The sequence below is a fragment of the Photobacterium arenosum genome, assembly GCF_014841115.1.
GTDB lineage: Bacteria > Pseudomonadota > Gammaproteobacteria > Enterobacterales > Vibrionaceae > Photobacterium > Photobacterium arenosum.
The window spans coordinates 22,511-49,472 of record NZ_JACYTP010000010.1; the positions used below are offsets into that span (position 1 = coordinate 22,511).

Annotated in this window: 19 protein-coding genes; 5 read left to right on the forward strand and 14 right to left on the reverse strand. The window is 48.4% G+C overall.

Translation table 11 applies throughout. The annotated features are described in order from the left end of the window. Positions 1-11 precede the first annotated feature (11 nt). From IFO68_RS15020 to IFO68_RS15030, 3 genes are all read right to left on the reverse strand, one after another. Positions 12-1,103, reverse strand: a complete 1,092-nt coding sequence (locus tag IFO68_RS15020) for an amino acid ABC transporter permease (protein WP_192016797.1) — start codon at positions 1,101-1,103, stop codon at positions 12-14. Between the two features lie 14 nt (positions 1,104-1,117). Further along, positions 1,118-2,377 carry an amino acid ABC transporter permease gene (locus IFO68_RS15025; protein ID WP_192016670.1) on the reverse strand — a complete coding sequence of 420 codons (1,260 nt, stop codon included), beginning with the start codon at positions 2,375-2,377 and terminating at the stop codon, positions 1,118-1,120. A 114-nt stretch (positions 2,378-2,491) separates the two neighbouring features. Beyond that, on the reverse strand, positions 2,492-3,541 hold the full coding sequence (locus IFO68_RS15030) for an amino acid ABC transporter substrate-binding protein (RefSeq protein ID WP_192016671.1): 1,050 nt from the start codon (positions 3,539-3,541) through the stop codon (positions 2,492-2,494). Between the two features lie 596 nt (positions 3,542-4,137). Here IFO68_RS15030 and IFO68_RS15035 point away from each other — a divergent pair. Further along, entirely contained in the window at positions 4,138-5,445 is a 1,308-nt protein-coding gene (locus IFO68_RS15035; protein ID WP_192016672.1) for an oligosaccharide flippase family protein, read from the forward strand. 70 nt (positions 5,446-5,515) lie between these two features. Here IFO68_RS15035 and IFO68_RS15040 read toward each other — a convergent pair whose 3' ends face one another. The 8 genes from IFO68_RS15040 to folE form a co-directional block, all read right to left on the reverse strand. Next, the gene (locus IFO68_RS15040) at positions 5,516-8,272 is read right to left on the reverse strand and encodes an immune inhibitor A domain-containing protein (RefSeq protein ID WP_192016673.1); all 2,757 of its coding nucleotides are present in this window, start codon (positions 8,270-8,272) and stop codon (positions 5,516-5,518) included. A 94-nt stretch (positions 8,273-8,366) separates the two neighbouring features. Beyond that, entirely contained in the window at positions 8,367-8,636 is a 270-nt protein-coding gene (locus IFO68_RS15045; RefSeq protein WP_192016674.1) for a hypothetical protein, read from the reverse strand. Positions 8,637-9,257: 621 nt separating this feature from the next. After that, on the reverse strand, positions 9,258-9,695 hold the full coding sequence (locus tag IFO68_RS15050; protein ID WP_192016675.1) for a GNAT family N-acetyltransferase: 438 nt from the start codon (positions 9,693-9,695) through the stop codon (positions 9,258-9,260). 149 nt (positions 9,696-9,844) lie between these two features. After that, the gene (locus tag IFO68_RS15055; RefSeq protein ID WP_192016676.1) at positions 9,845-11,206 is read right to left on the reverse strand and encodes a hypothetical protein; all 1,362 of its coding nucleotides are present in this window, start codon (positions 11,204-11,206) and stop codon (positions 9,845-9,847) included. A gap of 223 nt (positions 11,207-11,429) precedes the next feature. Continuing rightward, the gene (locus tag IFO68_RS15060) at positions 11,430-12,830 is read right to left on the reverse strand and encodes a peptide MFS transporter (RefSeq protein ID WP_192016677.1); all 1,401 of its coding nucleotides are present in this window, start codon (positions 12,828-12,830) and stop codon (positions 11,430-11,432) included. A 417-nt stretch (positions 12,831-13,247) separates the two neighbouring features. Further along, entirely contained in the window at positions 13,248-14,657 is a 1,410-nt protein-coding gene (locus IFO68_RS15065) for an FAD-dependent oxidoreductase (protein ID WP_192016678.1), read from the reverse strand. 298 nt (positions 14,658-14,955) lie between these two features. Then, entirely contained in the window at positions 14,956-16,722 is a 1,767-nt protein-coding gene (locus IFO68_RS15070; protein WP_192016679.1) for a L,D-transpeptidase family protein, read from the reverse strand. A 322-nt stretch (positions 16,723-17,044) separates the two neighbouring features. Continuing rightward, a complete protein-coding gene (gene folE, locus IFO68_RS15075) occupies positions 17,045-17,698 on the reverse strand; it encodes a GTP cyclohydrolase I FolE (protein ID WP_192016680.1) in 654 nt (217 codons plus the stop codon). Between the two features lie 181 nt (positions 17,699-17,879). Between folE and moeA the strand changes: the two genes are divergently transcribed. Next, entirely contained in the window at positions 17,880-19,115 is a 1,236-nt protein-coding gene (moeA, locus tag IFO68_RS15080; protein ID WP_192016681.1) for a molybdopterin molybdotransferase MoeA, read from the forward strand. Positions 19,116-19,139: 24 nt separating this feature from the next. After that, the gene (gene moeB, locus IFO68_RS15085) at positions 19,140-19,895 is read left to right on the forward strand and encodes a molybdopterin-synthase adenylyltransferase MoeB (protein ID WP_192016682.1); all 756 of its coding nucleotides are present in this window, start codon (positions 19,140-19,142) and stop codon (positions 19,893-19,895) included. A gap of 79 nt (positions 19,896-19,974) precedes the next feature. On the opposite strand, the gene IFO68_RS15090 is transcribed toward moeB, so the two are convergent. Together IFO68_RS15090 and IFO68_RS15095 are read right to left on the reverse strand one after the other, a co-directional pair. Continuing rightward, the gene (locus IFO68_RS15090) at positions 19,975-21,591 is read right to left on the reverse strand and encodes a peptide ABC transporter substrate-binding protein (RefSeq protein WP_192016683.1); all 1,617 of its coding nucleotides are present in this window, start codon (positions 21,589-21,591) and stop codon (positions 19,975-19,977) included. Between the two features lie 211 nt (positions 21,592-21,802). Beyond that, entirely contained in the window at positions 21,803-22,642 is an 840-nt protein-coding gene (locus IFO68_RS15095) for a CvfB family protein (RefSeq protein ID WP_192016684.1), read from the reverse strand. Between the two features lie 302 nt (positions 22,643-22,944). Here IFO68_RS15095 and IFO68_RS15100 point away from each other — a divergent pair, with 302 nt between their 5' ends. Beyond that, positions 22,945-24,288, forward strand: a complete 1,344-nt coding sequence (locus IFO68_RS15100) for a hypothetical protein (protein WP_192016685.1) — start codon at positions 22,945-22,947, stop codon at positions 24,286-24,288. Between the two features lie 153 nt (positions 24,289-24,441). Beyond that, a complete protein-coding gene (locus tag IFO68_RS15105; protein ID WP_192016686.1) occupies positions 24,442-25,911 on the forward strand; it encodes a protein adenylyltransferase SelO in 1,470 nt (489 codons plus the stop codon). Positions 25,912-25,996: 85 nt separating this feature from the next. Here the strand turns inward: IFO68_RS15105 and IFO68_RS15110 are convergent, their stop codons facing one another. After that, a complete protein-coding gene (locus IFO68_RS15110) occupies positions 25,997-26,920 on the reverse strand; it encodes a putative PEP-binding protein (RefSeq protein WP_192016687.1) in 924 nt (307 codons plus the stop codon). Between the last annotated feature and the right edge of the window lie 42 nt (positions 26,921-26,962).

The window sequence follows — 26,962 nt, forward strand, 5'->3', positions numbered from 1 at the left end:
CTTGTAATTGATCAATGCCCGGTATGGAGTTTGTTTTCCAGATAAAGGCTATAACGTGACATTCCAAAGCACATCACCCAGAAAATGAAGGCCGCAAATAAATAACTTTCTGTTGAGAAGCCGAGCCAGGCCGGATCACTGTTCGCCGACTGAGCGATGCCCAGTACATCAAACATACCGATAATCAGCACCAGGCTGGTATCTTTGAGCAAGGCAATAAAGGTATTGACGATCGACGGAATACTGACTTTCAGCGCCTGAGGCAGAATGACTAAACGCATCATTTTCCAGTAGCCCAAACCCAGCGCTTCCGCCGCTTCGTACTGCCCTTTAGAAATAGACTGTAAACCGCCCCTTATCGCTTCGGCCATGTAGGCCGAGTTAAAGAGCACCACACCAATCAGCGCACGCAGTAATTTGTCAATTTCCGTGCCGCCAGAAAGGAACAAGGGCAGCATGACAGACGCCATGAAAAGGACGGTAATTAATGGCACGCCACGCCAGAACTCGATATACACAGTGCTTATGCTGCGGATAACCGGCATGTCTGAGCGTCGCCCGAGCGCCAGCAATACACCAAAAGGCAGAGAAGCGAGTATGCCTGTCAGCGCGATGATCAGAGTGACCATCAACCCGCCCCACTGGTGCGTCTCAACAGTTTCCAGGCCGAATGTACCGCCGTGTAACAGCATGGCTGACAAAACAGGAAACGGGATCAGGGTGATCAGTAACGCCCATTTTTTATAGGGGATACGATCCACCAGTAACCACAGGATTAACCCTGCTGTGGCTGCAAAAAACACCACAGGTCGCCAGATCTCCGATTCCGGATAAAAACCAAACATGAACTGTTCGAACCGTGCCTGAATAAATACCCAGCACGCGCCTTCCCGGGTACAGGCGTCACGGGTTGAGCCAATAAAATCCGCATCCAGTACGGCCCACAGGAGAACCTGTTCAGCCCATGTAACAACCAGCCAGAGCAGCCCCAGTGTAACCACTGTATTGACCGGACCGGCAAACAGGTTTTTGCGTAACCAGCCGCCCACACCCGTTAACTTTGCCGGCGGGGTTTCTGAAGGCGTAAAATCAAATGTTTTCATCATGCTACCTCTTACTACCTTTCCACCAGCGCAATCTTGCGGTTATACATATTCATCAAAAGTGACGTCAGTAAACTCAGCGCAAGATACACTGCCATTGTCATCGCAATAATTTCAATGGCCTGCCCTGTCTGATTCAGGGTCGTACCGGCAAACACAGACACCAGATCCGGGTAGCCTATCGCCATGGCAAGCGAAGAGTTTTTAACCAGATTCAGGTACTGGCTGGTCAGAGGCGGCACAATGACACGCAATGCCTGCGGGATAACAATCAACCTGAGCGTATGCGAACTTTTCAGCCCCAGCGAGTGCGCGGCTTCCGTCTGTCCATGACTGACAGCCATAATCCCCGAACGAACAATTTCAGCAATAAAAGAAGCGGTATAAATACTCAATGCAACCAGTAAAGCAAACAGCTCAGGCATAACAGAAATACCGCCACGAAAGTTAAAACCTTTCAGCTCGGGATATTCCAGTGACACAGGCTGACCCGACACAAAATACGTCAGCACAGGCAAGACCAGCAGCATGCCAAGGGAATAGCGCCAGGTCGGACGCTGCTCCCCCGTGGCCTTCTGATGCCGGCTGGCCCGGATATGAACAGCGACACCCGCAATCACACTGATTACGACAGCAGCGAGTACCATCCAGGCGCCTTGCTCATAAACAGGTGCTGGCACATACAGGCCACGCACATTCAGGAACGCGGCTTCACCCAATGACAATGATTGTCTTGGCGAAGGTAAGGCACGCAGAACAACGAAATACCAGAAAAGAATTTGCAGCAATAGCGGCACATTTCGGAACACTTCGATATACACAGCAGCCAGGCGGCTTAACAACCAGTTTTTTGATAAGCGGGCAATGCCAATAACGAAACCCAGCGTTGTTGCCAGCACTATGCCAAGAATACCGACCAATGCTGTATTCAGTAATCCAACAATAAAAGTCCGGCCGTAGCTATAGGTCTCGTCATATTCAATGAGCGACATGCCAATACCGAAACCAGCGGTTTGATCCAAAAAATCAAAACCGGTTGCGATTCCCCTTTGCGCTAAATTATCCAGTGCATTGCTGACAACGGTATATAAGAACACACCGATGGCCAGAATAAGCAATGACTGAAAAAAAACGGCACGAGCACCCGGATGATAAATTAAAGAACGGAGGTTCAAGGAAGGTGTTTCAGAAACGGCGGCGTTTTTTTCGCCCGTCGTTCCATTCTTTTTGTCTTTTTCGGTGACAGCATCGAATTCAACTTCACTCAGTGCCATACAACTACCCTGTTAAGCAAATGGATTTTCATCTTTTCATGATTCATTTCAATGAAAAGCTGTTCCAATCAGGCGGGGAAATATCCCCGCCGCGTATTGAGTGTTAACCGGTAATTAACGCACAGGTGGCGCGTACATGATGCCGCCGTCTTTCCAGAGGGCATTCAGACCACGGGCAATTTTCAGTGGCGAACCTGCGCCCACATTTCGCTCAAAGCTGTCGCCATAGTTACCCACTTGCTTGATAACCTGATAAGACCAATCATCAGCAAGGCTCAGACCGGCGCCTTTCGGACCATCCAGGCCTAAAATGCGGCGGACGTTTGGATCGGTCGATTTCAGTTTGGCATCAACGTTGCTCTGATTAATCCCGTACTCTTCGGCATTCACCATCACGCTCAGGGTCCACTTCACGATGTTAAACCACTTGTCATCACCCTGACGTACAACCGGACCTAAAGGTTCTTTTGAAATCACTTCAGGCAACACAACCGCTGATGATGGGTTGGCCAGTTTGATACGCAGTGAATACAGCTGAGACTGATCTGAGGTCAGCACATCACAACGCCCTGCTTCGAATCCTTTTACCGTTTGATCTGAAGTATCAAAAACGACGGGCTTAAAGCTCATGTCGTTAGTGCGGAAGTAATCGGCCAGATTCAGCTCTGTTGTGGTACCGGACTGAATACAAACTGACGCACCATCCAGTTCTTTCGCAGACTTCACTCCTAACTCTTTACTGACCATAAAGCCTTGACCGTCGTAATAGTTCACGCCGACAAAATTCAGACCCAGAGCCGTGTCACGTTGCAGTGTCCATGTCGTATTACGGGACAGCACATCCACTTCGCCAGATTGCAGCGCGGTAAAACGCTCTTTGGCCGTCAACGGAATATATTGCACTTTGCTGGCATCTTTCAAAACAGCAGATGCGACGGCACGACAGAATTCAACATCAATACCTTCCCAGTTCCCTTTGGCGTCGGTATTTGAAAAACCTGGCAGCCCAGTGCTGACACCGCACTTAAGCACACCGGCTTGTTTTACTTTATCTAATGTTTCAGATCCTGAAGCCATTTCGGCATGAGCGCTTGCAGAAATACCTGCCAGCATCAGAGATGAAGCAATTAAAGAAGCTGAAAAAAGGTTTCTTTTGTTTTTCATAAAGACTTCCTGTCTGTTGTGTTGACTAACCTGAATGGTTATTTGTGCTGTTTTAATATTTGTAAATCGCACTCACATGTTTCAGTTGCATATGACTACGATCCCATTCTTTATGCTGTGTTATGCATAAATAACCGCACTAACTCAGCATTTTCATACGATAGGTAATCTATCGCATCCTTATTTAACATTCTTATAGCATTTGACATGCCAAAACACCGACAAGATCTCATTCAACTTCATTTGGGTTTATTATCTGAACATTGATTAAAAAGGCAGGATAAAAAGCCGCAAAAGCAACAAAAGTAAAGATGATAAAAATATTAATAATTTTGATATTTTCAAAGCGCACTTTAATTGTGCATGGACTGCACATTTTGCGTATAAACAATGATTTTGACTTGCACAATAACAGGGCATCCACTACTGATATTTCACCAAATATGCTCATGAATTAACATTATTCCCTTTTTCATTTCTTCATTGCAGCGATCATTGAGCATAGTGTGACAGGTGAAACTGAACTGGTCGGGTTCTTTACATAGTCAAACACAGGCATAATTCATTGTGTTTTTATTTTGACGGATACCTGATCAATGCGTTCATCGCCGGTTAATTCTCACTCAGATTATTTAAAATCAGGCAGCTTAATTTTATTCTTTAGCCTGGGTCTTGGCTTCATCGCAGACTACCTGTTTAACCTGACACTCAGTCAGGCACTTTCCAGTCATGAATACGGCGATTACAAAGTCGCTTATGCCTTTGCTACTTTAACCAGTATGATCATCTTATTAGGCGGTGATCGGGTTGCCCCACGAGTGCTGTCCGGCGCCATCGAGAATAAAGACCGCCACTATATCGTCTCTTTTCTTCTTTTCTATGGCGGCATCGCCATGCTGTTTTCAGCCTTCGTCATACTGGCCACTTACTTAGGTGGGGTACTGCATCTGGGAAAAACGGATGTGCTGGGCCATCACCCGCTGATGATAATCACATTTGTCATCCCCCTGATTGCCATTGGCGCTCTGTTTAGCCGTGTACTGCAATCGGCAAAATTGCTGGCAGCTTCTAACCTGCCCTGGCGGATTGCACTGCCTGCGATTAAAACCTGTCTCTTGTTACTGCTAATGTCGGCGATTAGCGAGGTGGAGTATTGGCATGTCATTGTGACCGGAGGCTTCACCGTTGCCGCTATCGTGATCTGGCAATGGCATAAAATCCGTCAATTAGACTTGATAAGTGCTGACCACTGTCGCACAAATGTCCTTGAAAAACGCAGGCTGTTAAGTCTGTCCGTTCCTATGATGCTCGCCATGTTGGTGACCATGGCTTTAAATCAAATTGACCTTTTTATGCTGGAAATTCTGGCCGATGAACAAGATGTCGGACACTTTGCAGCAGCAGCCACCACAGCCCACTTATTGCCTGTGGCCCAGGTCACGATTGCTGGTTTATTTCTTCCGCTTATTGGCCCGGCGCTCGATGACTGCCCTGACAGCGCCAAAGCCCTGTTCCTGCAGGCACAACGCCTCATTGTTATTGTGACTGTTATACTGACTGCCGCTGTGCTGGCTGTTGGGCCATGGTTATTAACCTTCTTTGGCGATGATTTCGCGCAGGCGGCGCTCTCGCTCAATGTGCTGACAGCCGCATACAGTGTCTGGGCCATGAGTGCTTTCGCCTCAACCTGGCTGCAATACAACGGTAAAGGCCGGCAAGTCATGATTATCGGCGTGCTTACCCTGCTGACAGACACGCTGGCGAATCTGTGGCTCATCCCTGAATTGGGCATGACAGGGGCGGCCATGGCAACGTGTCTGGCAATGTTTGTTGCCTCGGCTCTGACCTGGTATCAACTGCTCATAATGAATACCGGAAAATCTCCGCTTCAGATCCCACGTTAAATCAGGATCAAAAAAAGAGCGCAACCAGACTGGCTGCGCTCAAAACTGCAGGAACTAAAGAGAACTTTCGTTACAGGTTAACCGTTATCGCTTTTGACGTAATGCCACCATCATTATCGATAATTTTGATTGTGACTTCATGCTGACCATAGCTCGGGAAAATCGAAGTAAACACACGACCTCGTTTCACCTTGCCATTCGGCAACGTCCACTCGGTATCCACGATACGGCCATCACTGTCTGTGCTGGTTGACCACATAGTGACCCAGCGACCCAGATGAATATATTTCGCGCTTGCTTCAGGCAAGGCATTCGGTGTCTCGACAGTGACTGTGTAACTAAAGGTATCGGTCGCCCCTTTGTCATCGGTTACCGTTAAGCTGACCGGATAACTGCCAGCGTGCTGATATTGCCAGACTGGCGCTACTTCACTGCTGGTTTGGCCGTTGCCGAAATCCCATTGGTAGGCTGTAATCTGACCATCAGGATCTACACTCAGGTTATTCGCTGATACCGTCAGGCCATCAACATTCAGCTCAAAACTCGCGGTTGGCAACTCATTGTGCGACGCAGCTTTAGATAAGCGCACCACGCCAAACTCGTTGTTCGGGCCTTGCTCGACAACATCAATCATCAGGCCAAATTCAGTCAGCTTGCGACCTGAATCCGGGGCCATCGGAGAGCTGTAATCTTCCGCATCAGAGAAGTAGGCATTACCAATCAGGCTGCTGTCTTCCAGCACATCCCCGCTGCTGTTTACCAAACGCAACGGCGCCTGATCCTGCAATGAGAATGCTGCGTCGCGTACCTGGAACCGCGTCTGTGCCGCCTGGCCAGAGCCAGTCCAAACCAGCGCATTTTGATCCGCATCAACAACGCCTAACCAGCCTTCACCGGGGTGTTTGCCTACCCAGTTGTCCGTCATCGACTCATCGACATACCAAACAATCAAACCAGGCTCAAAGGTCATGATCTGACCCATGCGTTTGATATTTGCCAGGCCTTCATCGACACCTGTATGGCTACGCCATTGCAGCAGGTAATAATGCGCCGCATCGTGGTAGCCATCAGACAACTTGTAGCCTGCAAAGGCAAAGCTTGAGCCGGATTCGCCATTGTCAATCGCGGTAACAGCGCCATCTACATCCAGAACCATATTGTCCAGATACAGACCATCCATCGCCAGACCGCCGTCTGTCACATAATCAAAGCTCAGCGAAATTTCCTGACCGGCATAGGCCGTCAAATCAAATTCAGCATCAATCCAGCCATTTGAATCACCGCCAATCGCTGGTGCCAGACCTGTGTTATACGGATCATCCATGGAAGTGACATTGCCGCTGATTGGCTTGCCATTAACCAGGACACGGGCAAAATCGTAGTCTTTTTCTATCTGATACCAGGCTTTGAATTTCAGTGTCGCTTTTGCGCCCGCAGGAACAGTCAGTTTGCGAGTCATGCTGTTACGCAGATCATCGCCTTTGCCCGAATGGAACGAGTACTGGCCTTCGAACGGTTTCAGTGTCTCTATGCGTTTATTTGGCAGTGAGACTTTCACCATGTTAGGTTTTTTGGTGTCTGTCGTCTGGAACAGGGTAAAGTCACGCGGGGCATTTTCCAGCTCGCTGATAGCAACCTGCTGATCATTAACCCACTGTCCGCCAATAGACTGCTGCAAGAATTGCTTCGCCCAGGAGCTGAACGCAGTAGGCTGCGTGCCGCCTATCTTACCGGCCCAGCTGCCCGAGGACATGATGGACCAATAAGAAACAGGTTCGCCCTGCCCGGTATATTGGGTGTCGTACTCGTCCGGCAGTCCAAGATCGTGGCCGTATTCGTGGGCACACACACCTGCTGCTGCATCAATAGGCTGAACCGTGTAATCGTAGGCAGCATACTGGCCGTTAAAGCGTCCCGGCACTGTACTCTTGGTGCCTGCCAGCACGTGATACTGGCCAAGGTTGAAGCGGTGCGACCAGATTGCGTTTGCGCCCAGCACACCGCCGCCAGCTTCTTCGCCGACAGAAGAGTGGAATATCATCAGGTGATCGATCACGCCATCAGGTTCACGATAATTACCGTCACCATCGTAATCGTAGCGGTCTTCTACATCGTAGTCGGCCAGGTTAATCGTCGGATCCTGCGCCAATTGGTTCAGGGCTTCACGCACCAGTTCCTGTGCATTCAGATCGTTATCCGTTGTGGGTGAATTACCACCATAAAAAGCCGCATTTTTCGATGCGCGATACCAACCGGCAGCCTGTCCCATTACCGAGTAGGAATCTCCGGACTCCGCCTCGTAAAACTGACGCATTGAAATCAGGTTTTCACCGTTTGGTCCGGTATATCCGGCCCCTGAAAACAGCAGATCCTGATAATGGCCCGGTTCATAGCTGTCATACAGCATCTCTGTATGGTCTTTCGTCAGGCGGTTGTCATTCCATGGCAGATCAGGGAAATCAATTAACAATGCCAGCACTTTATCTGTTCGCTTCTGGCCAACATCCAGTGCAAAAATATTGGCACGCTGGTTGCCTTTATTTTTCTGAATCGCCTTTAGCACTTTGGCTCTTTTTTCTAAGGCCTGTTTACCAAATTGCGCATCCCCTTTAAAACCTGAACGTATTTTATTATCCAGATATTTATCCAGTGCGTGACGCTTCTGCTCCTCTGAAGCATCCGCTTCAACAACACCATTTCTTACCAGCATTTCAATGAGTTTATCTTCATTAACAACGCCCATATCAGCGGGTGTATGCGCATAGCCACTACCACTAAATAAAGTGAACATTGCTGAAGCCAGCAATGTTTTCTTCATATGTTTCATTTACTGTCCTTATTTATTATTTCCATCGTGAAGCTGTCAAAACCCCGGCTGAGCACATTGTGCTCAGCGGTTAACAACATTATTTAATGCGTTATTATTCTGGTGAAATACACGTTTTTTTGGTGTCGTCCAAAGTGTCTGGTTGCCCGGTTGTGTCATTGGCTTTTTGCTTTTTATCTTTCATCGTAGCTTTACGATGTAAGTAAATTCGCAATGCTTCCTGTTTTTCCGTGTATGAGAGCCCTTTGCAAATAATGCCCTGCTCCTCTAATGCACGAAGTAATCGCTCATCGTCCGGCTGAACCTGAGCAAGGGATATCTGTGGAAAAATCCACAAAATGATGAATAACCATGCACGTTTCACGACTGACCTCAACACATGTAAACAATGTGTAACAAACTATATGCAACGATATTGCCCATCAATATGCCAAAACGGTCTGTTTGGCTGAGCATCACAACTTAAACATAAACAGTAAACTATCTATAATGAATCAATCATTGAAATATCAACTATTTAGTCAAAACAGGAGCATAAATAGCTAACATGTCTATCAATAAGTAAAGATCACTTTGAACAAAAGTTCCTTTCGTTCGAGCAACAATCACCTTCATTCTTATATCGTTATAATAAAAACCACCAATACAGGTCGGATCAGTATGCATTTATATTCTGAAATATTGTGTAACTATTTTGTGTGATTTATTTGACGCGCGTCGAGAAAATGCTTCTATTACTATCAATAAGCGAAAAATGAATGAATACCAGTGAATTACGCTGCCATTTTAATAGAGTGCTTAGCTAACAAAGAATATTTAAGGTATGTACTAAGCCGCGACTCAACATGAATAAAAAACGGCGGCGATAAAGTGTACATCGCGGTAAAAGAAAATATTAGAGAACGTTTATGTTTCGAACAAAAAGGAATCAGCCTCACCCTGAACAGATAAGGGCTGATTAACAGAAGAGATTAACGATCGACAATTAGCCGATCGGCAGGACAAATTTAAACGACTCATGGTGAAAGCCGGCATTCACATAAAAAGCATGAGTGTCCTCTCGTGTCACTGAACTGGTGACTTCAATACAAACACAGTCACGCTCCACCGCGTTGATTCTGGCATATTCAAGCAACTCTGAGCTTATCCCCTTATTTCGGTGTTGAGCATCAACCACCAAAGCAGTGATACGGGCATACCGCGCAGCCGAAGGAAAATAGTCAAAAAAGATCAGCGACATCACCGCCACTAACTGATCGTTTATTTCAGCGACCGTGATCAGTTCAGAATCGGAATCCGCAAGATAAATCATCTTCTCGAGGCGCGCCGGCTCGGTGTCATAACCTAGCTGGGCCAACAGCTGTGAGAGCTGATGTGCATCGCCCGATCTGGCTGGTCTGAAATTGACTTGAGCATCTTGCATATCACCGCCCTTACTACAAAGTGAGAAATAAAAGTAAGCTATCGAGTAACTTACCTTATTTCTCACTTTATCGTCATGACCTGACTCATGAAATCACGGCTTCCAGCGTGTGTAAACGAAAACACGGTTTGAGAGACTGGTTCAGGTGATCACTGCCATTTGTCGTATAAGGCATTCGCTAACACTTTGTTTTGTGTCATGAGTACAGATTGCGAAAGGCCTTCTACAAAGAGTAAAGTTACCCCACCCTTCGATTCTTCAGTGCCCAGAATCATTGCATTCTCATTTCCGAAATGAACCGTAAGGGTCTGGTTGCCTTCCGGGTTGGCTGTAAAGCTCCAGTCCGCTTCATAGGCTGCTGAATTCATCGGATTGATCATCACTCGTGTTTCTGAAATAAAGGTCAGCTCATTGAGCTCAGGTACATGGGGTTCATTAGGTTTCGCACCCGGCCCGGCCGCGTCTTGCAGAAAATACCAAGTTTGACCGACAAAATCGTCTAGCGTTAAATCTGTTGTCTGATCAAAAAAGTTTGTCTCGTTATACCAGAAAATCAGATACTTTCTTGACTCATAGACATACAGATAAGCGAGAGCAATATCAGGCGTCACATAAAGAAACTCTATTTCGTTATCAAGATCAGCAGCAATTTTCATTGAGGTACCTGAAACCTCATAAGGCGCATCCGGGCGGATAAAGTTCAGCGAGCTTTCAGTTACCTTTCCATCACGAAACACCAAGCGATGAGGAATGGCTTCTGATACGTTCAGGAAATCAAGGAAAATTGCGCTCTGCCCTTCCAGGAAGGGCTGGATACCTTTCACACGGTCGGAGCGACTGAACTGCCCGCTTTTTTTATCCAGCGTTAAAGTGACGGCATCAAAATCAGCGTGATTGTTTTCCAGCTCCTGAACTTTGTTTTTCAGGTTCTGAATCCAGATTTTCTGCCCTTCCAGATCATTTTCAGACAGGGTTGCACCGAGCATCGCATTCATCGTCCGCGCATACAAATGGACTTTCTTGGCATCAGTATTCGACGATTTTAAAGCCACATAATCCTGATTGAGCAGACTGGCATCCAGATTCAGACTGGCCGCATAATCGGCAAGACTTAGATCGTTTAAATAAGCCAGGGTCGAAAAAGGGGTCAGGATTGTCTGACCGGCAGGCGCATAGAGTTCCGCATCCTGCCAGACAAAACCTGGATGATCGCTGTCTGAAGATTCACCGGCAATTACTCTGGCAATCAACGGGTACTGGCTGTCACTTGCAGAAATGGTGATTTGACCGTTGCCATTGGTTTTTGCGGTTAACAGTTCGCCTGTATTACAGTGCGCATTGCGATTTCGGTCGACACACAGTTGTGCATTCGACAAATAACCGTCGATCACCTGAACAGTGACCTTGCCGTCGAGATCCTTACCATTGTCATCGTTATTGCCAGAGTCCGAACCACCACACCCCGATAAAATAGCTGTTGTCACCGCAACAGCAAAAAGCGATTTCCTCATGCGCGCCCCTCAAAAATAAAAACTGAACAAATATAAAACAATATTCACATAGGTTATGAATTTTCAACGCAATATGTCCACATGCGCACAACCACAATGTGCGTGTAATCGAATACACAAATTGAGAAGTGAATCGCAATATCAGGAAAAACAGAAGGGAAATTCAGATATAAAAACGGGAGCCTGCTGGCTCCCGCAATATTATTCTCTTTGGATCTTTACATTAAGCTTGTGCCGGTTTTGCGTTGGCTGGCACGTCGGTAGTGTCTGCCACTACTTGACCTTCAGCACCATGCATCCAACGAATCAGCTGATTTGAGAAAACAACCAGAATCAAACCGGACGCTGCTGCTGTCACAGCAATACCACCGAAGATGGCTAATGGACCCGCTTCACCTACATGTGCGCCAATCATACCGGCAACATAGTTAGCAACCGCATTAAAGCCAAACCATACACCCATCATCAGGGAAGCCAGACGTAACGGTGCCAGCTTAGTCATCATAGACAGACCAATTGGCGACAGGCACAGCTCACCCATGGTGTGGAAGAAATAAGCTGCGACAATCCACAACATAGAGGTCTTGGCCGTCATATCGCCACCCTGCTGCATTACGGCACCAACCATGCACACAAAGCCAATCGCCAGCAGGAAGAGTGCAATGGCAAACTTGATTGGAGAGCTTGGCTCTTTAGGCCCCATTTTTACCCACAATGCAGCCAGCAGCGGTGCCATTGTGATGATAAAGAATGGGTTCAGAGACTGGAACCAGGCTGTGGGTACTTCAAAGCTGCCAATCATACGGTCGGCATATTCCTGAGTGTAAATACTCATCAGACCCCCCGCCTGCTCGAAACCGGCCCAGAATACAACCACGAACAGCCCCATGATCATAATCACTTTCAGGCGATCGATTTCCTTTTTCGTCAAAGGTTGTTTCTTACCGTTGTCAGACATGGCAGCAGCTCGCTTCGCAGCGGGTATTTTACCTATGTTACCCAACAGCTTTTCAGCAAACAGCATTTGGGTGACAAGGCTGAATAGCATACCAATACCTGCAGCCAGGAAACCAGCTTTCCAACCAAAAGCCGTGGACGCTGAACCCGCGACAATACCTGCCAGTAAGGCCCCCAGGTTAATGCCCATGTAGAAAATGGTGAAGGCACCGTCACGGCGGTGATCGCCTTCAGAATACAAATCACCCACCATAGTCGAAATGTTTGGCTTAAACAGACCGTTACCAATAATCAACAGTGCCAAGCCGAGATAAAAAGCTGTTGTGGCGTTCGGGTCAACCAGAGAATGTGGCAGAGCAAGAGTGAACTGCCCTAAAGCCATCAGAACACCACCAATGATAATAGAGCGGCGTTGCCCTAAGAAATTGTCGGCGATCCAACCACCGATCAACGGTGTGATATAAATCAGACCGGTATAGATACCATAGAGACTGAGTGCGTCCTCCGTTGACCAGCCAAGACCGCCGCTCACTGTTTTATCGGTAAGATACAGCACCAGAATGGCGCGCATTGCATAGTACGAAAAACGTTCCCAAAGCTCGGTACCAAACAGCAGGAACAAGCCTTTAGGGTGTCCCATCAGGGTCCCATTTCCTTTGTTGCTCATAATTATTCTCTTCGTTGAGGTAGCTAGGTATCCATAAATGCGGTTCAATTTATAAATTACAAACTAAAACACTGCAAACTTTAACAATATCAGAACAAAATACGAACAACGCAAGTCGTTGATTTTTATAACAACCAAATATCCAGTCGAAAATGGAAATTTACTTTTCACTGACACGACAAATAAACTGTCCACAAAAACACAATAATAAAGAATTAAATGCCAACAAAACATAAAAATTCAGAATTTAACGTTAAATTATAGGGATATTAATGATTATTACATTTGAAGCTGACCGAGTGGTCAAAAACCAGCCGCGTTAATACCCAAGGTGTGAATACATTTTTGCAACAGGGTGAATAAAAAAAGCAGGCTTATCCACCTGCTTGGTGTTGCATTCTGAAAGGGTGACGTTCTTTAGCTCTTATCAGCTTTACCAGCTGATTGAGCAAACCTTGAGAGTTGTGTATCCAGCCAGTTCGGCGTTTGGTTCTCATCTTCCGCGCTTTCTTTTCGTCGTATCGCGTTTCTGACCAGAATGGCCCCCAGCCAGCGAATCGGCTCGGGTGGGAAAGCGCCTTTAGGTCCCGACACTAAGCCAGACCGTGCCCAGTCATTGTCTTCTTCAAGTACCAGAGAGGAGAGGATCTGTCCCCCCATCCAGCTCTGTACTACCCCATTGCCGGAATAGCCCAAACCATACACAACAGAAGGGTTGTCCGCTAAACGTCCAAAAAACGGCATGCCAGTGGCAGAGCGATCAGAGGCACCTGTCCAGATCATCGCCAGTGGAACAGACTGCATTGCAGGGAAAAATCGCCGAAACGCGGCGCGAAGAATCGCTTGGTAACGACTTGGCTGATCAAAAACCGTACTCACTTTATTACCAAAAGAAAAATAGTTGCCACCTTTGCCGAGCATCAAGCGGCCATCCGGTGTTGTACGGTAATAGTGAACAAAGGTTCGGCCATCGATCACGGACTTACCGTCGCGTAAACCCAGATTTTTCAGGTGTTCAGGAGCAGGCTCAGTGATCAACATATCAGAAGAGACCAGCACCACACTGTGTTTAAATTCAGGGAATAAAGATGGCATCCAGGCATTTAACGCCAGTACCACTTTATCTGCCCGAATATTCCCGCCGGGAGTTGCGATCCGAACCGGAGTTTGCTGCCGATCGATCGCTGTCATAGGCGTGTGTTCAAAAATGGTCACGCCCATTTCCTCTGCAACACGCTTGAGACCTCTGACAAGCAATCCGGGCTGAACTGTCCCTGCTGCTGATGAAAAATGGCCTTCGAGATGAACATCGGATCCCGATTCTGATTGTACCTTTTCCTTCGTCCATGGCTGCCAGGCATTGATCGACTGTTTGTCCAACGCCGCCAAAACCGGATCCATTGCCCCTATTTGTGCTCTGTTTGATGCCGTATATAAGGTGCCATCTAACCGGATCTGCGCCTCAATGCCATGCGCTTTACAAAACGCCTCTATGTCATAGACCGCCGCTTCAGAGGCTTTCACCAATCGAATAGCTTCTGCTTCTCCGTACAGTTTTTTTAAGGTCAGATACTTGGTTGACCAGGTCAGCATACAACCCCCATTGCGACCCGATGCCCCGCTGCCGCAGAGATCTTTTTCAATCACCAGGATATCCAGAGACGGCTGTTTCATTTTCAGCTGAATTGCCGTCCACAGCCCGGTGAACCCGCCACCCACTATGCAGACATCGGTTGTTGTGTCTGTCTCTAATTTCCTGGGGCGAAGATCAGGTTCGTTTTCCAGTGCTTCTTTAAACCAAAATGAGCTGTACTGTGTCGATTGCATTGCGTCACCAAGTGGTATAGACCAAAATTGCGTATACTCTACGCAAGCTGCCTGCCCAGGCTCAATAGCCAGCAGTGCATTGACACAGAAAATTCATCTTAGGCGGGAGCTACGCTATGACATAACGTCTGCACAGAATGGCAGTAAGCCAATGGCTATGATTTGATTGTGTTCGTTGTCGGGGAAAACACGAAAGACTTCATGCCTTCCCCGCTCTGCGCTGATATTACTGCTAAAACATCATCTCCAGAAAATGTGGTTAAGGTTTTGTCTGGTCAACGGGTTAGCGCAGTCGTTATCAGCGATAGTTCATCATGGCGATGTAGTCATGTTCTTGCGGTACTGTGGAATCATCATCATAGCCATAAATATCGTCACGAACCTGCAGTTTACCTTGCTCATCAAGCCAGGCGGTGCGGTAAATAAAATCCACCGCCAGTGTTTTTCGCAGATTGATCGTCGCTGGGTTGCGTTTTCGCAATAAATTATCATAGGTTGCACTTTGTCCTGCCCGCTGCCTTTCCAGCAGGAAGTAGGCTAAGTCGTGCGCCTTCTCCACCCTGACGCAACCCGAGCTGAAGTTCCTTTTACTTTTGTTAAACAAACGCTTAACCGGCGTATCGTGCAAATAAATCGAAAAATCATTCGGCATCATGAATTTCACCTGCCCAAGTGCATTACCAGGGCCGGGTCTTTGCTGAAATTCGTAAGGAAAATTACGGGCCGACACCGTACTCCAGTCAATTTGTGCGGGGTCAATCGACTGCGCATCACTCCATCCCGACACCATCCGCATGTTATGACGTGCCAGATAGTCAGGAGATCGTTTCATGCTGGGTATGACATCTTCTTCCTTGATAGTTTCAGGGACATTCCAGGTTGGATTCACCACCATGTGATTGATAGCAGAAGAGAATAAATAGGTTGGCCGGCTGCTTCTGCCCACAATGACTTTCGATTCAAATACCACATTTTCATCATCCAGAACCCGCAACATGAATTCCGGAATATTCACCTGAAGCACCTCACCCTGACCATGTCGCTGCAGAACACGGTTACGCTGTAGATTCAGGGCCAGAAGCTGGGCAACCTGTTCGTACGAACGCGCCATATTCTGCGCGGTTTCAGGGCCAATGACGCCATCGTCTGTCAGGCCATGACGCTGCTGGAACTGCCGGATGGCCTGATGAAGTACACCGGTATTGGTGAGTCGGTTTACTGCTGACTCACCGGTTGCCTGCTCCATCTTCATGACATTGGCATAATCCTTATCCGACAAGTCACCATAAGTTTTGAGCATGCGTGCAAGCTTGTCACCGTTAGGTATTTCAGCGCCAAATTTAATGGCCGGGCGTCCCGACAGATACACACCATGCGGCTGAGCCTGTTCAAGCGCGCGCATTTCGGCAACCAGCGCGTCAAAGTGCTTGTCTGTCGGACGCAGTCGTTGCAGTGAGGTTAGAGTCAGTGGCACAGTGATCATAGGAGCTGACGCAAGGTGTTGAGCATCCAGGGTAAAGTTGGCAGGCCGATAGAGCGCACTCGGATCATTGAGCATCTGGTTAACGGTGGACTGGTAGACCATCAGGGTATCTGTCGCCAGAAGATCCAGACCGCGTTGATCATCGCGCTGCGATAGCTGTTGCAGTTCCTGAACTCGCTGCAATAAACCCGGCACCCTATGGGTTTCAGCCAGTGCTGTTAACTGCAGCAGTAATTCATCCACCAAAGCCGGATCACGCCAGAGGGGCATAAAATCATGACTGGCGTAAAGGTTTTGCAACGCTGTTGGGAAACACAACGGGTCAGTCTGGCCCGGACAAAGCTGGCGAGTGCTCAGAACGGAAACCGATTCCAACCCGTGCCTGCCGAGCTGAGGGACAGTCAGCGAGGCAGAAATAATCGAACTCTGAGCAGGAACCAGCCTTATCACGCCTTCTTCTGCCGCCAGCGAATACGCGGACATCAGCACTGCCGCAGCCAGTCCGGCTGTTCCTTTCACGAAACCAGAGACCGCAACATCCATTGCCTGTCGTGTCACTTTGCCGCTGTTGAAATTGAGCATAGCCTGACAACCCCACTTTACGTTCTTTGTTATTCGCACTAAAAGTCAGTAGTGGTTAACTCACTTTTATCCGGCTTTTCTTAGCCTAAGTTTATCCAAGCCACCAGCTGTAAAGTGTTCAACATTTAATAATCGCTAATATTAACGTTAGCTATACAGTAAAGTACCTGTGCAGTAATGATTGACGTTATATTCACTATTTTTAATATCAATTACGTAATTTTGTCTTGCAGATATGTAATCGGTGCCATAAAAAAAGCCAATACAGACAGTTAGCTGTATTGGCTTTTTTTACGACGGCAGGCTGGGTGGCAAAAAGCGGTTAACGCAGTCCGTGAAGGAACTCTGCACGGGTCGCAGGTATGCGTTTAAAAATACCGCCGAGTGCGGTTGTTGTTGTCTCGCTGGTTTGATCCATCACACCGCGGGCTTTTACACAGTAGTGCGTGGCATCAATTCTCACTGCGACATCATCGCTTTCCAACAAAGTTTGTAGCGCAACTAAGATTTGCTGCGTCATACGTTCCTGCACCTGCGGACGCTGAGCAAAGAAACGCACAATGCGATTAATCTTCGACAGGCCGATAATTTTTCCGCGCGGAATATAAGCCACCGTTGCTTTACCATCTATGGTTACAAGGTGATGCTCACAAGTGCTGGTCAGGGTGATCTCTTTTACCCGCACCATTTCATCACAGTTCATTTTGTTATCAATGACAGTGATTTTCGGAAAGTTGCCGTAATCCAGACCGGAGAAAATTTCGTCTACATACATTTTCGCGATACGTTTTGGGGTATCCATCAAGCTATCATCGGTGAGATCCAGAGATAATAATCCCAGAATTTCGCGCATGTGGAATTCAATACGTTCTTTCTTCTCGGCATTGCCAACCAAGTCGGTTGTCATCGGGGTTTCCAGTCCACGTGCTTCTAACGCCTGACGGACTTTCAATGCTGATTCGCTTAATGTTGTCATTTTCTCCTCCAACTGACTGAGGCTGATGATCGAACAACACTGCCTTGCCAGTAAAACTGAGCCCGAAGGATACCCCCATTTAGCAACAATTACACCTCGTATTTGCTGGGGGAATTAGTTCCGGCGAGTTTTTTTTGTCATAATAGTCAGCAATTAAGCATAACGAATGAAGGATTAGCAAATGGACTCGTGTGATGCGCCGGGCTTAATGCCGGTAGAAACAGCCATTGAGAATATGCTGTCAGTGGTCAAACCCATCAGCAAAACCAATAGATTACCTTTGGCAGAAACACTGGGGCTGGTACTGGCAGAGGATGTGACCTCCCCGATTAACGTCCCGCCCTTTGCCAATTCCGCCATGGATGGCTACGCCCTTCAGCGTGCTGATTTAGACAGAACAGACACCCTGACTCTGGCCGGTCAGTCGTTTGCAGGTAGCCCTTTCGACGGTGCATGCCAATCAGGCCAGTGCATCCGTATTATGACAGGCGCAGAGCTACCTGCTGGGACAGATACCGTGATCATGCAGGAAGAGACAGAGGCGCTTGGTGACCAAATCCGCTTTCTGGCTACACCTCAGGCAGGAGACAATGTCCGCCCGATTGGCGATGACATTCAACTCGGCGAAGTTGTTGTTGCCAAAGGCCACAGGCTTTCAGCGCGAGAACTCCCGCTGATCGCTTCACTGGGCATTGCCAGCTTACCTGTGTTTGAACGTCCTAAAATCGCTTTCTTTTCCACCGGTGACGAGCTGCGCCCGCTCGGCGAACCGCTGGCCGCCGGCCAGATTTACGACAGCAACCGTTACGGAATTCGGGCGCTGCTGGATAAATTCGGCTGCGAGGTGCTGGATCTGGGGATTATTCCTGACGATCCCGCCCAGTTAGCGGCGGCTTTTGCAAAAGCCACCAGCACAGCGGATGTGTTAATCACCTCAGGTGGCGTCAGCGTTGGTGAAGCGGATTACACAAAAGATATCCTCACCCAGCAAGGTGAAGTTGGTTTTTGGAAGATAGCCATGAAACCAGGCAAGCCTTTTGCTTTCGGCAAGGTCAACGACTGCTGGTTTTGCGGTTTGCCGGGGAACCCGGTGTCAGCCATGCTCACCCTGTATCAGATGGTTCAGCCTGTCCTTGCCCAGTTGGCGGGCCAGAGTCAGTATCAGGCTCCCCAGCGCTTACCGGCCATTGCCAGTACCGTGTTTAAAAAACGCCCTGGCCGTACCGACTTCCAGCGCGGCATTTATCAGGTGAACGACAAAGGGCAAATTGAAGTGGCCACAACAGGCAATCAGGGGTCAGGCGCATTCAGCTCCATGCATCAGGCCAACTGCCTGGTCATTCTGGAACAAGAGCGCGGCAAAGTGCAGCCGGGTGAAACTGTCACGATTGAACCGTTTAACGCCAGTATGTATTAAATGATGACCGAGCAGGAGCCAGTAATGGAAGAGTTATCTGATCAAGAAATGCTGCGTTACAATCGGCAGATCATTTTGCGTCAGTTCGACTTTGAGGGCCAGGAAGCCTTAAAAGCGGCGCACATACTGATCCTTGGTGCCGGAGGGTTAGGTTGTGCCGCGAGCCAGTATCTGGCTGCGGCCGGCGCCGGCGTGCTGACCCTGATTGATGACGATAAGGTTGAGCTCTCCAATCTGCAACGTCAGGTGCTCCACCACGACGCGACTGTGGGTATGCTGAAAGTCGACTCCGCCAAACAGGCACTTGAGCGGATGAATCCGCACTGCTCTATTCGCACCATTGGCGAGCGGCTGGATGATGCGGCCCTGCTCACCCTGATAAAACAGCACACGCTGGTTGTCGACTGCAGCGATAACCTGCCGACCCGAAACCAGTTGAACCGTTTATGCTACCAGACTCAAACCCCTCTGGTTTCCGGCGCGGCAATACGCATGGAAGGCCAGGTCAGTGTCTTCACCTATCAGAACGATCAGCCTTGCTATGCCTGCCTCAGCAGCCTGTTCGGCGAACAAAACCTGACCTGTGTTGAAGCCGGTGTGATGTCACCTCTGGTCGGTATCATCGGTGCGGTGCAGGCGATGGAAGCCATCAAAGTGATAGCGGCTATGGGCAAACCGCTCACAGGTAAAATTCTGCTGCTGGACGCCATGACTATGCACTGGCAGGAAATGAAGCTAATGAAGCAGGCGAACTGTCCGGTTTGCGGGAGTAACGAATAACACGAGTAAAAAGAGCCTGACTGAGATCAGGCTCTTTGCTTAAGGCTCTTTAGTCAATCTTACAGAACGTTTCGTCGCATCACTTCATGATGTACAAATCACGGGTGTAGCGGTTTGCCGATGCATTGGTCGTTGAATACCCGCCGACTTTTGGCGACTTGATAACTGTCTTGGTATAAAAATACACAGGGATTGCCGGCATATCTTCAGCAAAAATACGTTCCGCTTCCTGATAGAAGTGATTACGCTCTTTATCTGATTTCGCCGCTAAAGCGTCTGCCATTGCTTTGTCGTAGGCTTGATTGGCCCAGCGCGAATAGTTCATGCCCTTGCTTTCAAAGTACGACAAAAAGGTTGATGCTTCGTTATAGTCACCTACCCAGGCATAACGCGCCAGACTAAAGTCTTTCTGAGCCAGTTTCTGCAGGAAGGTTTTCCATTCCTGGTTCGCCAGATCCACTTCTACCGGCAGGCTTTGCTTCCACATCGACAGCATCGCCAGCGCCAGTTTTTTGTGCGATTCATTGGTGTTATATACCAGCTCAAATTTCAGCGGGTTATCTTTCGAATAGCCTGCTTCTTTCAACAATTCCTGCGCTTTTTGGTTACGTTCCTTCTGAGACAGCGAAGCCCAGGGCAATTCCGGCGCATCAAAACCCGCCACGGCAGGCGGTGTCACACCGTAGGCTGGGATCTGCCCCTGCCCCAGAATAAACTGAGTCACCACATCACGATCGATCGCATAAGCCAGTGCTTTACGGACGCGGACATCATCAAATGGCTTCTTATCTAAGTTGAACAGATAGTAATAGGTCGCCAGCGATGGCATGGTCAGCAGCTCATCAGGACGCTCTTGCTTGATGTGCTTATACTGTTCGAGCGGAAATGTCGCCGTGATGTCAATTTCACCGGTACGGTAACGGTTATACTCTGCCGTCTGATTTTCAATCGCCAGATAGGCGGCTTTGTTAATCACCGTTTTAGCATCGTTCCAGTATGCTGGGTTACGTACCAGATCAATGCGCTCGTTCACTACCCAGTTGGTCAGAGTGTACGCACCTGAGCTGACGATATGATCCGGATTGGTCCAGTTATCACCATACTTTTCAACCGCTTTACGGTAGACAGGAAACGTTGATGGATGTGAGAGCATTTTGACAAAATAAGGGGTTGGCTGAGTCAGACTAAACTGAACGGTGTTGTCGTCCAGTGCCTTGACACCCAAAGTCTCTTTGTCTTTTTTGCCATCAGTGATGTCTATAGCATTCACAATATTCGCTGTACCCAGATACCATGAATAAGGCGCTGCGGATGCCGGATCGGCATTGCGCTTAAAGCTGTATTCCACATCGTGCGCCGTTAATGGTTCACCGTTAGACCACTGAAGCCCGTCACGAAGATGGAAAGTCACGGTTTTGCCATCGGCAGAGATGTCCCAGTGCGAGGCCAGGGCAGGAATAATATTGCCTTCCTTATCTTCAGACACTAAACCGTCGAACAAATCGCTGATCACTTTGCTGCTTGAGTCATCTGTGGTCATGGTGGGATCTAAGGTTGGCACCTCACCGCCCAGACTCCAGACAATTTCCTGTTTCTCTGCCAGCGTCACACCCGCAGGCACATCGGCTGCGTAAGCCGCGCCAGACATCAGCAGCGAAATACCTGCAGCCAATGCTTTCACTTTCATTCCTTGCATGTTTATTCCTTGTCAATTGTAGTGTGTTGTCAGGTTGGATAAGCCTTGGATGGGACCTAACAGTTTTTTACTCACAATCAATGACTATAAATGGCTCAATGCTGTAACCATTCAGGTATATAAACATACGCTCATATTGAGCAAGAGAGAATAACAGCGGTCACAAAAAAGCCGGTGAGTTTCACCGGCTTATGTCAGAATTGCAGCACTTTCAGTTATCGTTGAGACGGATACCATCCCTTTCGATGATGATCAGGCCTTTCTTGTATAAGCTGCCAATGGTTTTTTTGAACGTTGCTTTACTGGTTCTGAACGCTTTGAAGATATCATCGGGTGCTGACTTATCGCTCAAAGGCAGAAAGCCCCCCTGCCGCTCCAGCGTTGTCAGGATTTTATCCGCCAGATCGTCCACTTTCGCTTTGCCTGCTTTTTGTAACGACAGGTTGATCTTGCCATCGGGGCGAATTTCTTTGATATAGGCTTTCAGTTTCTTACCGACAAACAACTTACCAAACGCTTCTGTCTTAAAGAAAAGTCCCCAGTGCAAATCTTCGATCACCGCTTTGTAACCCAGCTCAGTCGTTTCCGCGATTAAGACTTTCACTTCATCGCCCACTTGATACGGTGCCGGTGTTTTATCCAGAAAACGATTCAGTTTAGTCGAGCCGACTATACGGCCGGACGCTTTATCGGTATAGATTCGCACCAGAATATTCTGACCGACTTCCAGGCGGCGTCGCTGCTCACTGAACGGTACCAGCAGATCTTTATCCAGCCCCCAGTCAACAAAGGCGCCGACACCAGAAATGCCGACTATCTTCAGCAGCGCAAAGTCACCGACTTGCGCCAGCGGTGTTTTCGTCGTCGCAATAATGTCATCTTCAGAATCAAAATAGACGAACACCTCCAGATTATCCCCCAGAGATGTACCTTCAGGCACAGACGATTTCGGCAGCAAAATATTGCCAAAATCCTCGCCACCATCCAGAAACACGCCAAAATCTACAATTTTTACGACTTCCAACGTGTTGTACTGACCAACTTTAATCATAAATATGTCACTCTCAGGGTAAACTATTCCAGCGGTTATCCGCCTCAATCTCCGGTCAGCAGCGTTTCTGACACAAAACTAACGCTGAACGGGAGAAAGCTCGCTATTTTGAAACGCGCATTATACGTGATGTTGATTCAGGCTGCCTGACCAAAATAGGCGTATCTGACCAAAATTTCTGCTGTCGAGCCATAACTCGTTGTCTGGTAGTGCTATTTCACATGAGTTTACACTAAAATTCTAACAGCAACTGAATCCGGCAAACCCACACCACAGAACCTTCAGAGAGGAACCGACTTAAAGTGATCACCGTTGAAAAGAAAGATGGCCATAACCTGAAAATGTCACATGTCATCCATGAGGCAAAAAATCGTCAGCTTGATGTATTTCTTTTCATTCCCGGTGAACTTGGCCTGAACGCCAATATCATGTCTGAAGACGAGTTCTACCATAATGTCATTCACGGTAAGCGAACTTACTTCAGTGATGTTCATCATCTTCCACTGGTACACAGTCGCCTCGCCAGTCGTGGTAATTTGCCATCCGGTCAGTATCGCTTGAGCCTGAGTTTGTTTGCTTACCAGTTTGCGGTGGCACTGGAAGAAACCGTCCATCAACTACTTGATGAAAAAACAGAGCGAACCACAGAGGAACTGGAAGAAGTCGCCAGTGTTTCGGCAGGGATTCTCAAGCGTTTGCGCCGGAATGTGCCGAGTGATGAAGAACTGCTCAAGTATTACCAAAACATAGATAACTATTTGTCCTGGTTTACAGAACAGCGTTTCCTTTCGTTGGTCGCCCACCTGCCAAGAGCGGAAAACTACAGCGAAATCAAAGCACTGTATCTGGATTTCTGTCAGACAGAATCCGCTCACCGTTTATCTAATAATTATAACTCTGAGCGCGCAACGGCTGATCCAACGCGCATGTCGAACAAAATGCGGTTGCTGCGACGCCTGATAGAATATCCGGTCACCATGAAAGAGAGCACGACTGTTTTGGGTAATACCACCAAAAAAGTCGTGACAGGGTTTGCGGCCGGTTTTGTGATGATCTTTGTCACCATCATGCTGATTGAGGCCCGCGGTGTACTTGGTGACATTACCGCGTCGTTTATCCTGGTGCTGTCGGTAATTTATGCCGCCCGCGAGGTGTTTAAAGACGACCTTAAGCACGCTCTCTGGCGCTGGGTACGAAAAGGCAAACCCAAGTGGCGTAAACAGTTTTTTGACAGCGACAGCAATAAACTGATTGGCCGCCAGCTGGAATGGCTGGAATACATGCGCTACGACACGCTGGATGACAACATCAAAAAAGCGCGCAAGCACAAGGTGTCGGCTAAAGAAGAAGCCATTCTGCATTACAAAAGTACCACCAGAATGTCGACGACCAAGTTTCTGACCGGGTATGAGCAAACCAAAGAATCGATTCTTTTTGATCTGCGCTTCCTGTCCACGCTGATGGAAAAAGGTTCCCAGAAGATTTACGTCATGCGTGACGGCCAGGTGGCGAGAGAATCGGTTGAAAAACGGCACCTGATTAACCTGATCACCCGTGAGAGTGACGAAGATCAGGAACCTAAAATACAGCGCTGGAAGATCATCATGAACCGTTCAAAGATCGTCGATATTGAAGCGATTGACTGATTTCCTTCACTAACTGACACGATTGTGGGCCTCTTCTATGCTTATGTTATGAGGAGGCCCACTTTCCGATGCCATTAACCCTACATTTTATGCCTTGTTTACAGGCCGTAACTTGATACGCTACCCCTCACTTTCATCTTCCTGGCGGCCATTATGCGCAAACTGACCGAATTGATTTTCAATAATACTTACAGTGAATTACCCAGTGTGTTCGGCACCCGGGTGATCCCCCAGCCGCTGGAAAATCCTTACCTGGTCAGTGTCAATCCTGCCGTCTGTGAAATGCTGGAACTGGATCCTGCCGAAGCGCAGACCCCTTTCTTTGCAGAACTGTTTACCGGCAATGAGGCACTGCACGGACTTGACCCGCTGGCCATGAAATACACAGGTCATCAGTTCGGTCAGTACAATCCGGATTTAGGCGATGGACGCGGCCTGTTGATGGGAGAAGTGATCACATCACAAGGCAAAAAGTGGGACATTCATCTGAAAGGCTCCGGGCAAACCCCTTATTCCCGCATGGGAGACGGACGCGCAGTGTTACGTTCCAGCATCCGTGAATATCTGGCCAGTGCGGCCATGAAAGGCCTGGGTATCCGAACCACGCATGCACTGGCCGTGTTAGCCAGCGACACCCCTGTTTACCGGGAAAAAGCAGAACCGGGCGCCACACTGATCCGTGTCGCAGAAAGCCACCTGCGTTTCGGCCACTTTGAATACCTGTTTTATACCCAGCAGCACACGGAGCTGAAGCTGCTGGCAGATTATCTGATCAAGCATCATTTCGCTGATCTACTCACCCATGCCACACCGTATGCGGCCATGTTCCAGCGCATCGTCGATCTGACAGCCACCTTAATCGCTGACTGGCAAGCCGTTGGTTTTGCTCACGGTGTGATGAATACCGACAACATGTCAGTGCTCGGACTGACATTCGACTACGGTCCTTACGGGTTCCTGGACGATTATCAACCGGGTTATATCTGTAACCATTCAGACTATTCAGGCCGCTACGCGTTTAACCAGCAACCGTCCATTGCACTGTGGAATTTATCCGCGCTTGGCTATGCATTAACCCCGCTTCTCGACAAAGAAGAGATTGATGCCGCACTGCACAGCTACCAGTCACGGCTTCAACAGGAATACAGCATCCGGATGCGCAATAAATTGGGCATTATGGAACGCCATGAAGAAGACAGCGCCCTGTTCAGTGAGATGTTTGAGCTGCTCGCCAATCAGGCAATAGATTACACCCTGTTCTTCAGAACGCTGACTGACATTCCAGCCGGAAACCTGACTGACAGCAGCCACCTGTTTTCGGATCTGGTTAACGATCCTGCGCCCCTGCAAGCCTGGCTTAACACTTACGCGAAGCGACTGACACTCGAACAGAACAACGATGCCGATCGCTTAGCGTTAATGCGGCTGCATAATCCTAAATACATACTGAGGAATTATTTAGCCCAGCAAGCCATTGAGCAGGCGGAAAGTGGTGACTATACCATGGTTGAGAATCTGCTGACCGTGCTGGCCAACCCATATGACGATCACCCTGGCTATGAGCAGCTGGCGGCGAAACCACCGCAGTGGGGAAAAGAGCTGGAAATCAGTTGCTCGTCTTAGCAAACACACTTTTCCGGCACGATGCCGACACGATAGAAAAGAGCGGCAAGTATAATAAGAGCCTGAATACTCAGGCTCTTCGTAGTTATTGTGGGCTGCAGATAAGACTCGTCACTGCGTGTTCCGATAGCCAGCGCTGAAGTTTTGGCTGAACGGTGACGGAGCGTGACAGTAATTCACAAGGCTTATTCACTTCCCGGCTCTTTTTCAGCGCACGTTCCGCCAGAAACAACACAGCGTCATTATAAGGTTCGTCGTAATCCAGCGTGTCATTTGCCGGGTCTATCGCCAGCGTCAGTTGTGCCAGATGATCCAGATCGATCACCACGCCATCAAAATAATGCAGAAATTTATCCGCCATCACAGCATTGGCCGGTAAATCACACATCAGGTGCACCTGCAAACCTGACTTCCCGCGAAACAAACCTTGTTCTGCCAGCAAGTCATGAACGGATGCCGCATCGCTGTATGTCCGGACAAAAGGAATCACTATAGCTATCGGCAGATCACCGGTCACATGGCGCAGCTGCTTTATAATTTTACACTGCAGTGCAAACATCCTGGCCCACTGCGGGTGCAGGTAGCGAGCCACACCGCGCAGTCCCATCACAGGATTTTCTTCTCTCGGCATTAAATGACCGCCAATCTGGGTACTGTCGCTGGCAATCTCCGCTCCGCTGAGTCTCAGCTTAAGTACCGGTTTGGTCTGTCCTGCCGCAATACGTTTCTGAGCAAATTCAGACAAATCACTGACCAGCCTGTCAACCAGATAGCTCTCAGTATCTTTGCCGCCTGTTATCGCTGACAACGCCGCTTTCTCATCGTCATTGAGCGCATCCGGCTGACACACAGCGCTGAGATGAATCCCGGTTTCAGCTATTAACGCATCCAACCCTATCAAGGCTGTATTACTGACTTCATCTGTTGACCTTGATACCAATTGCGAGCGCGTCAATGCGATTGCTTTACCCGCGACAACATTGGTCGCCCACTCCTCTGCGGACATCATAGCCATCTCCCTTACACTGCTGTTTATTATCTGTTATTCAAC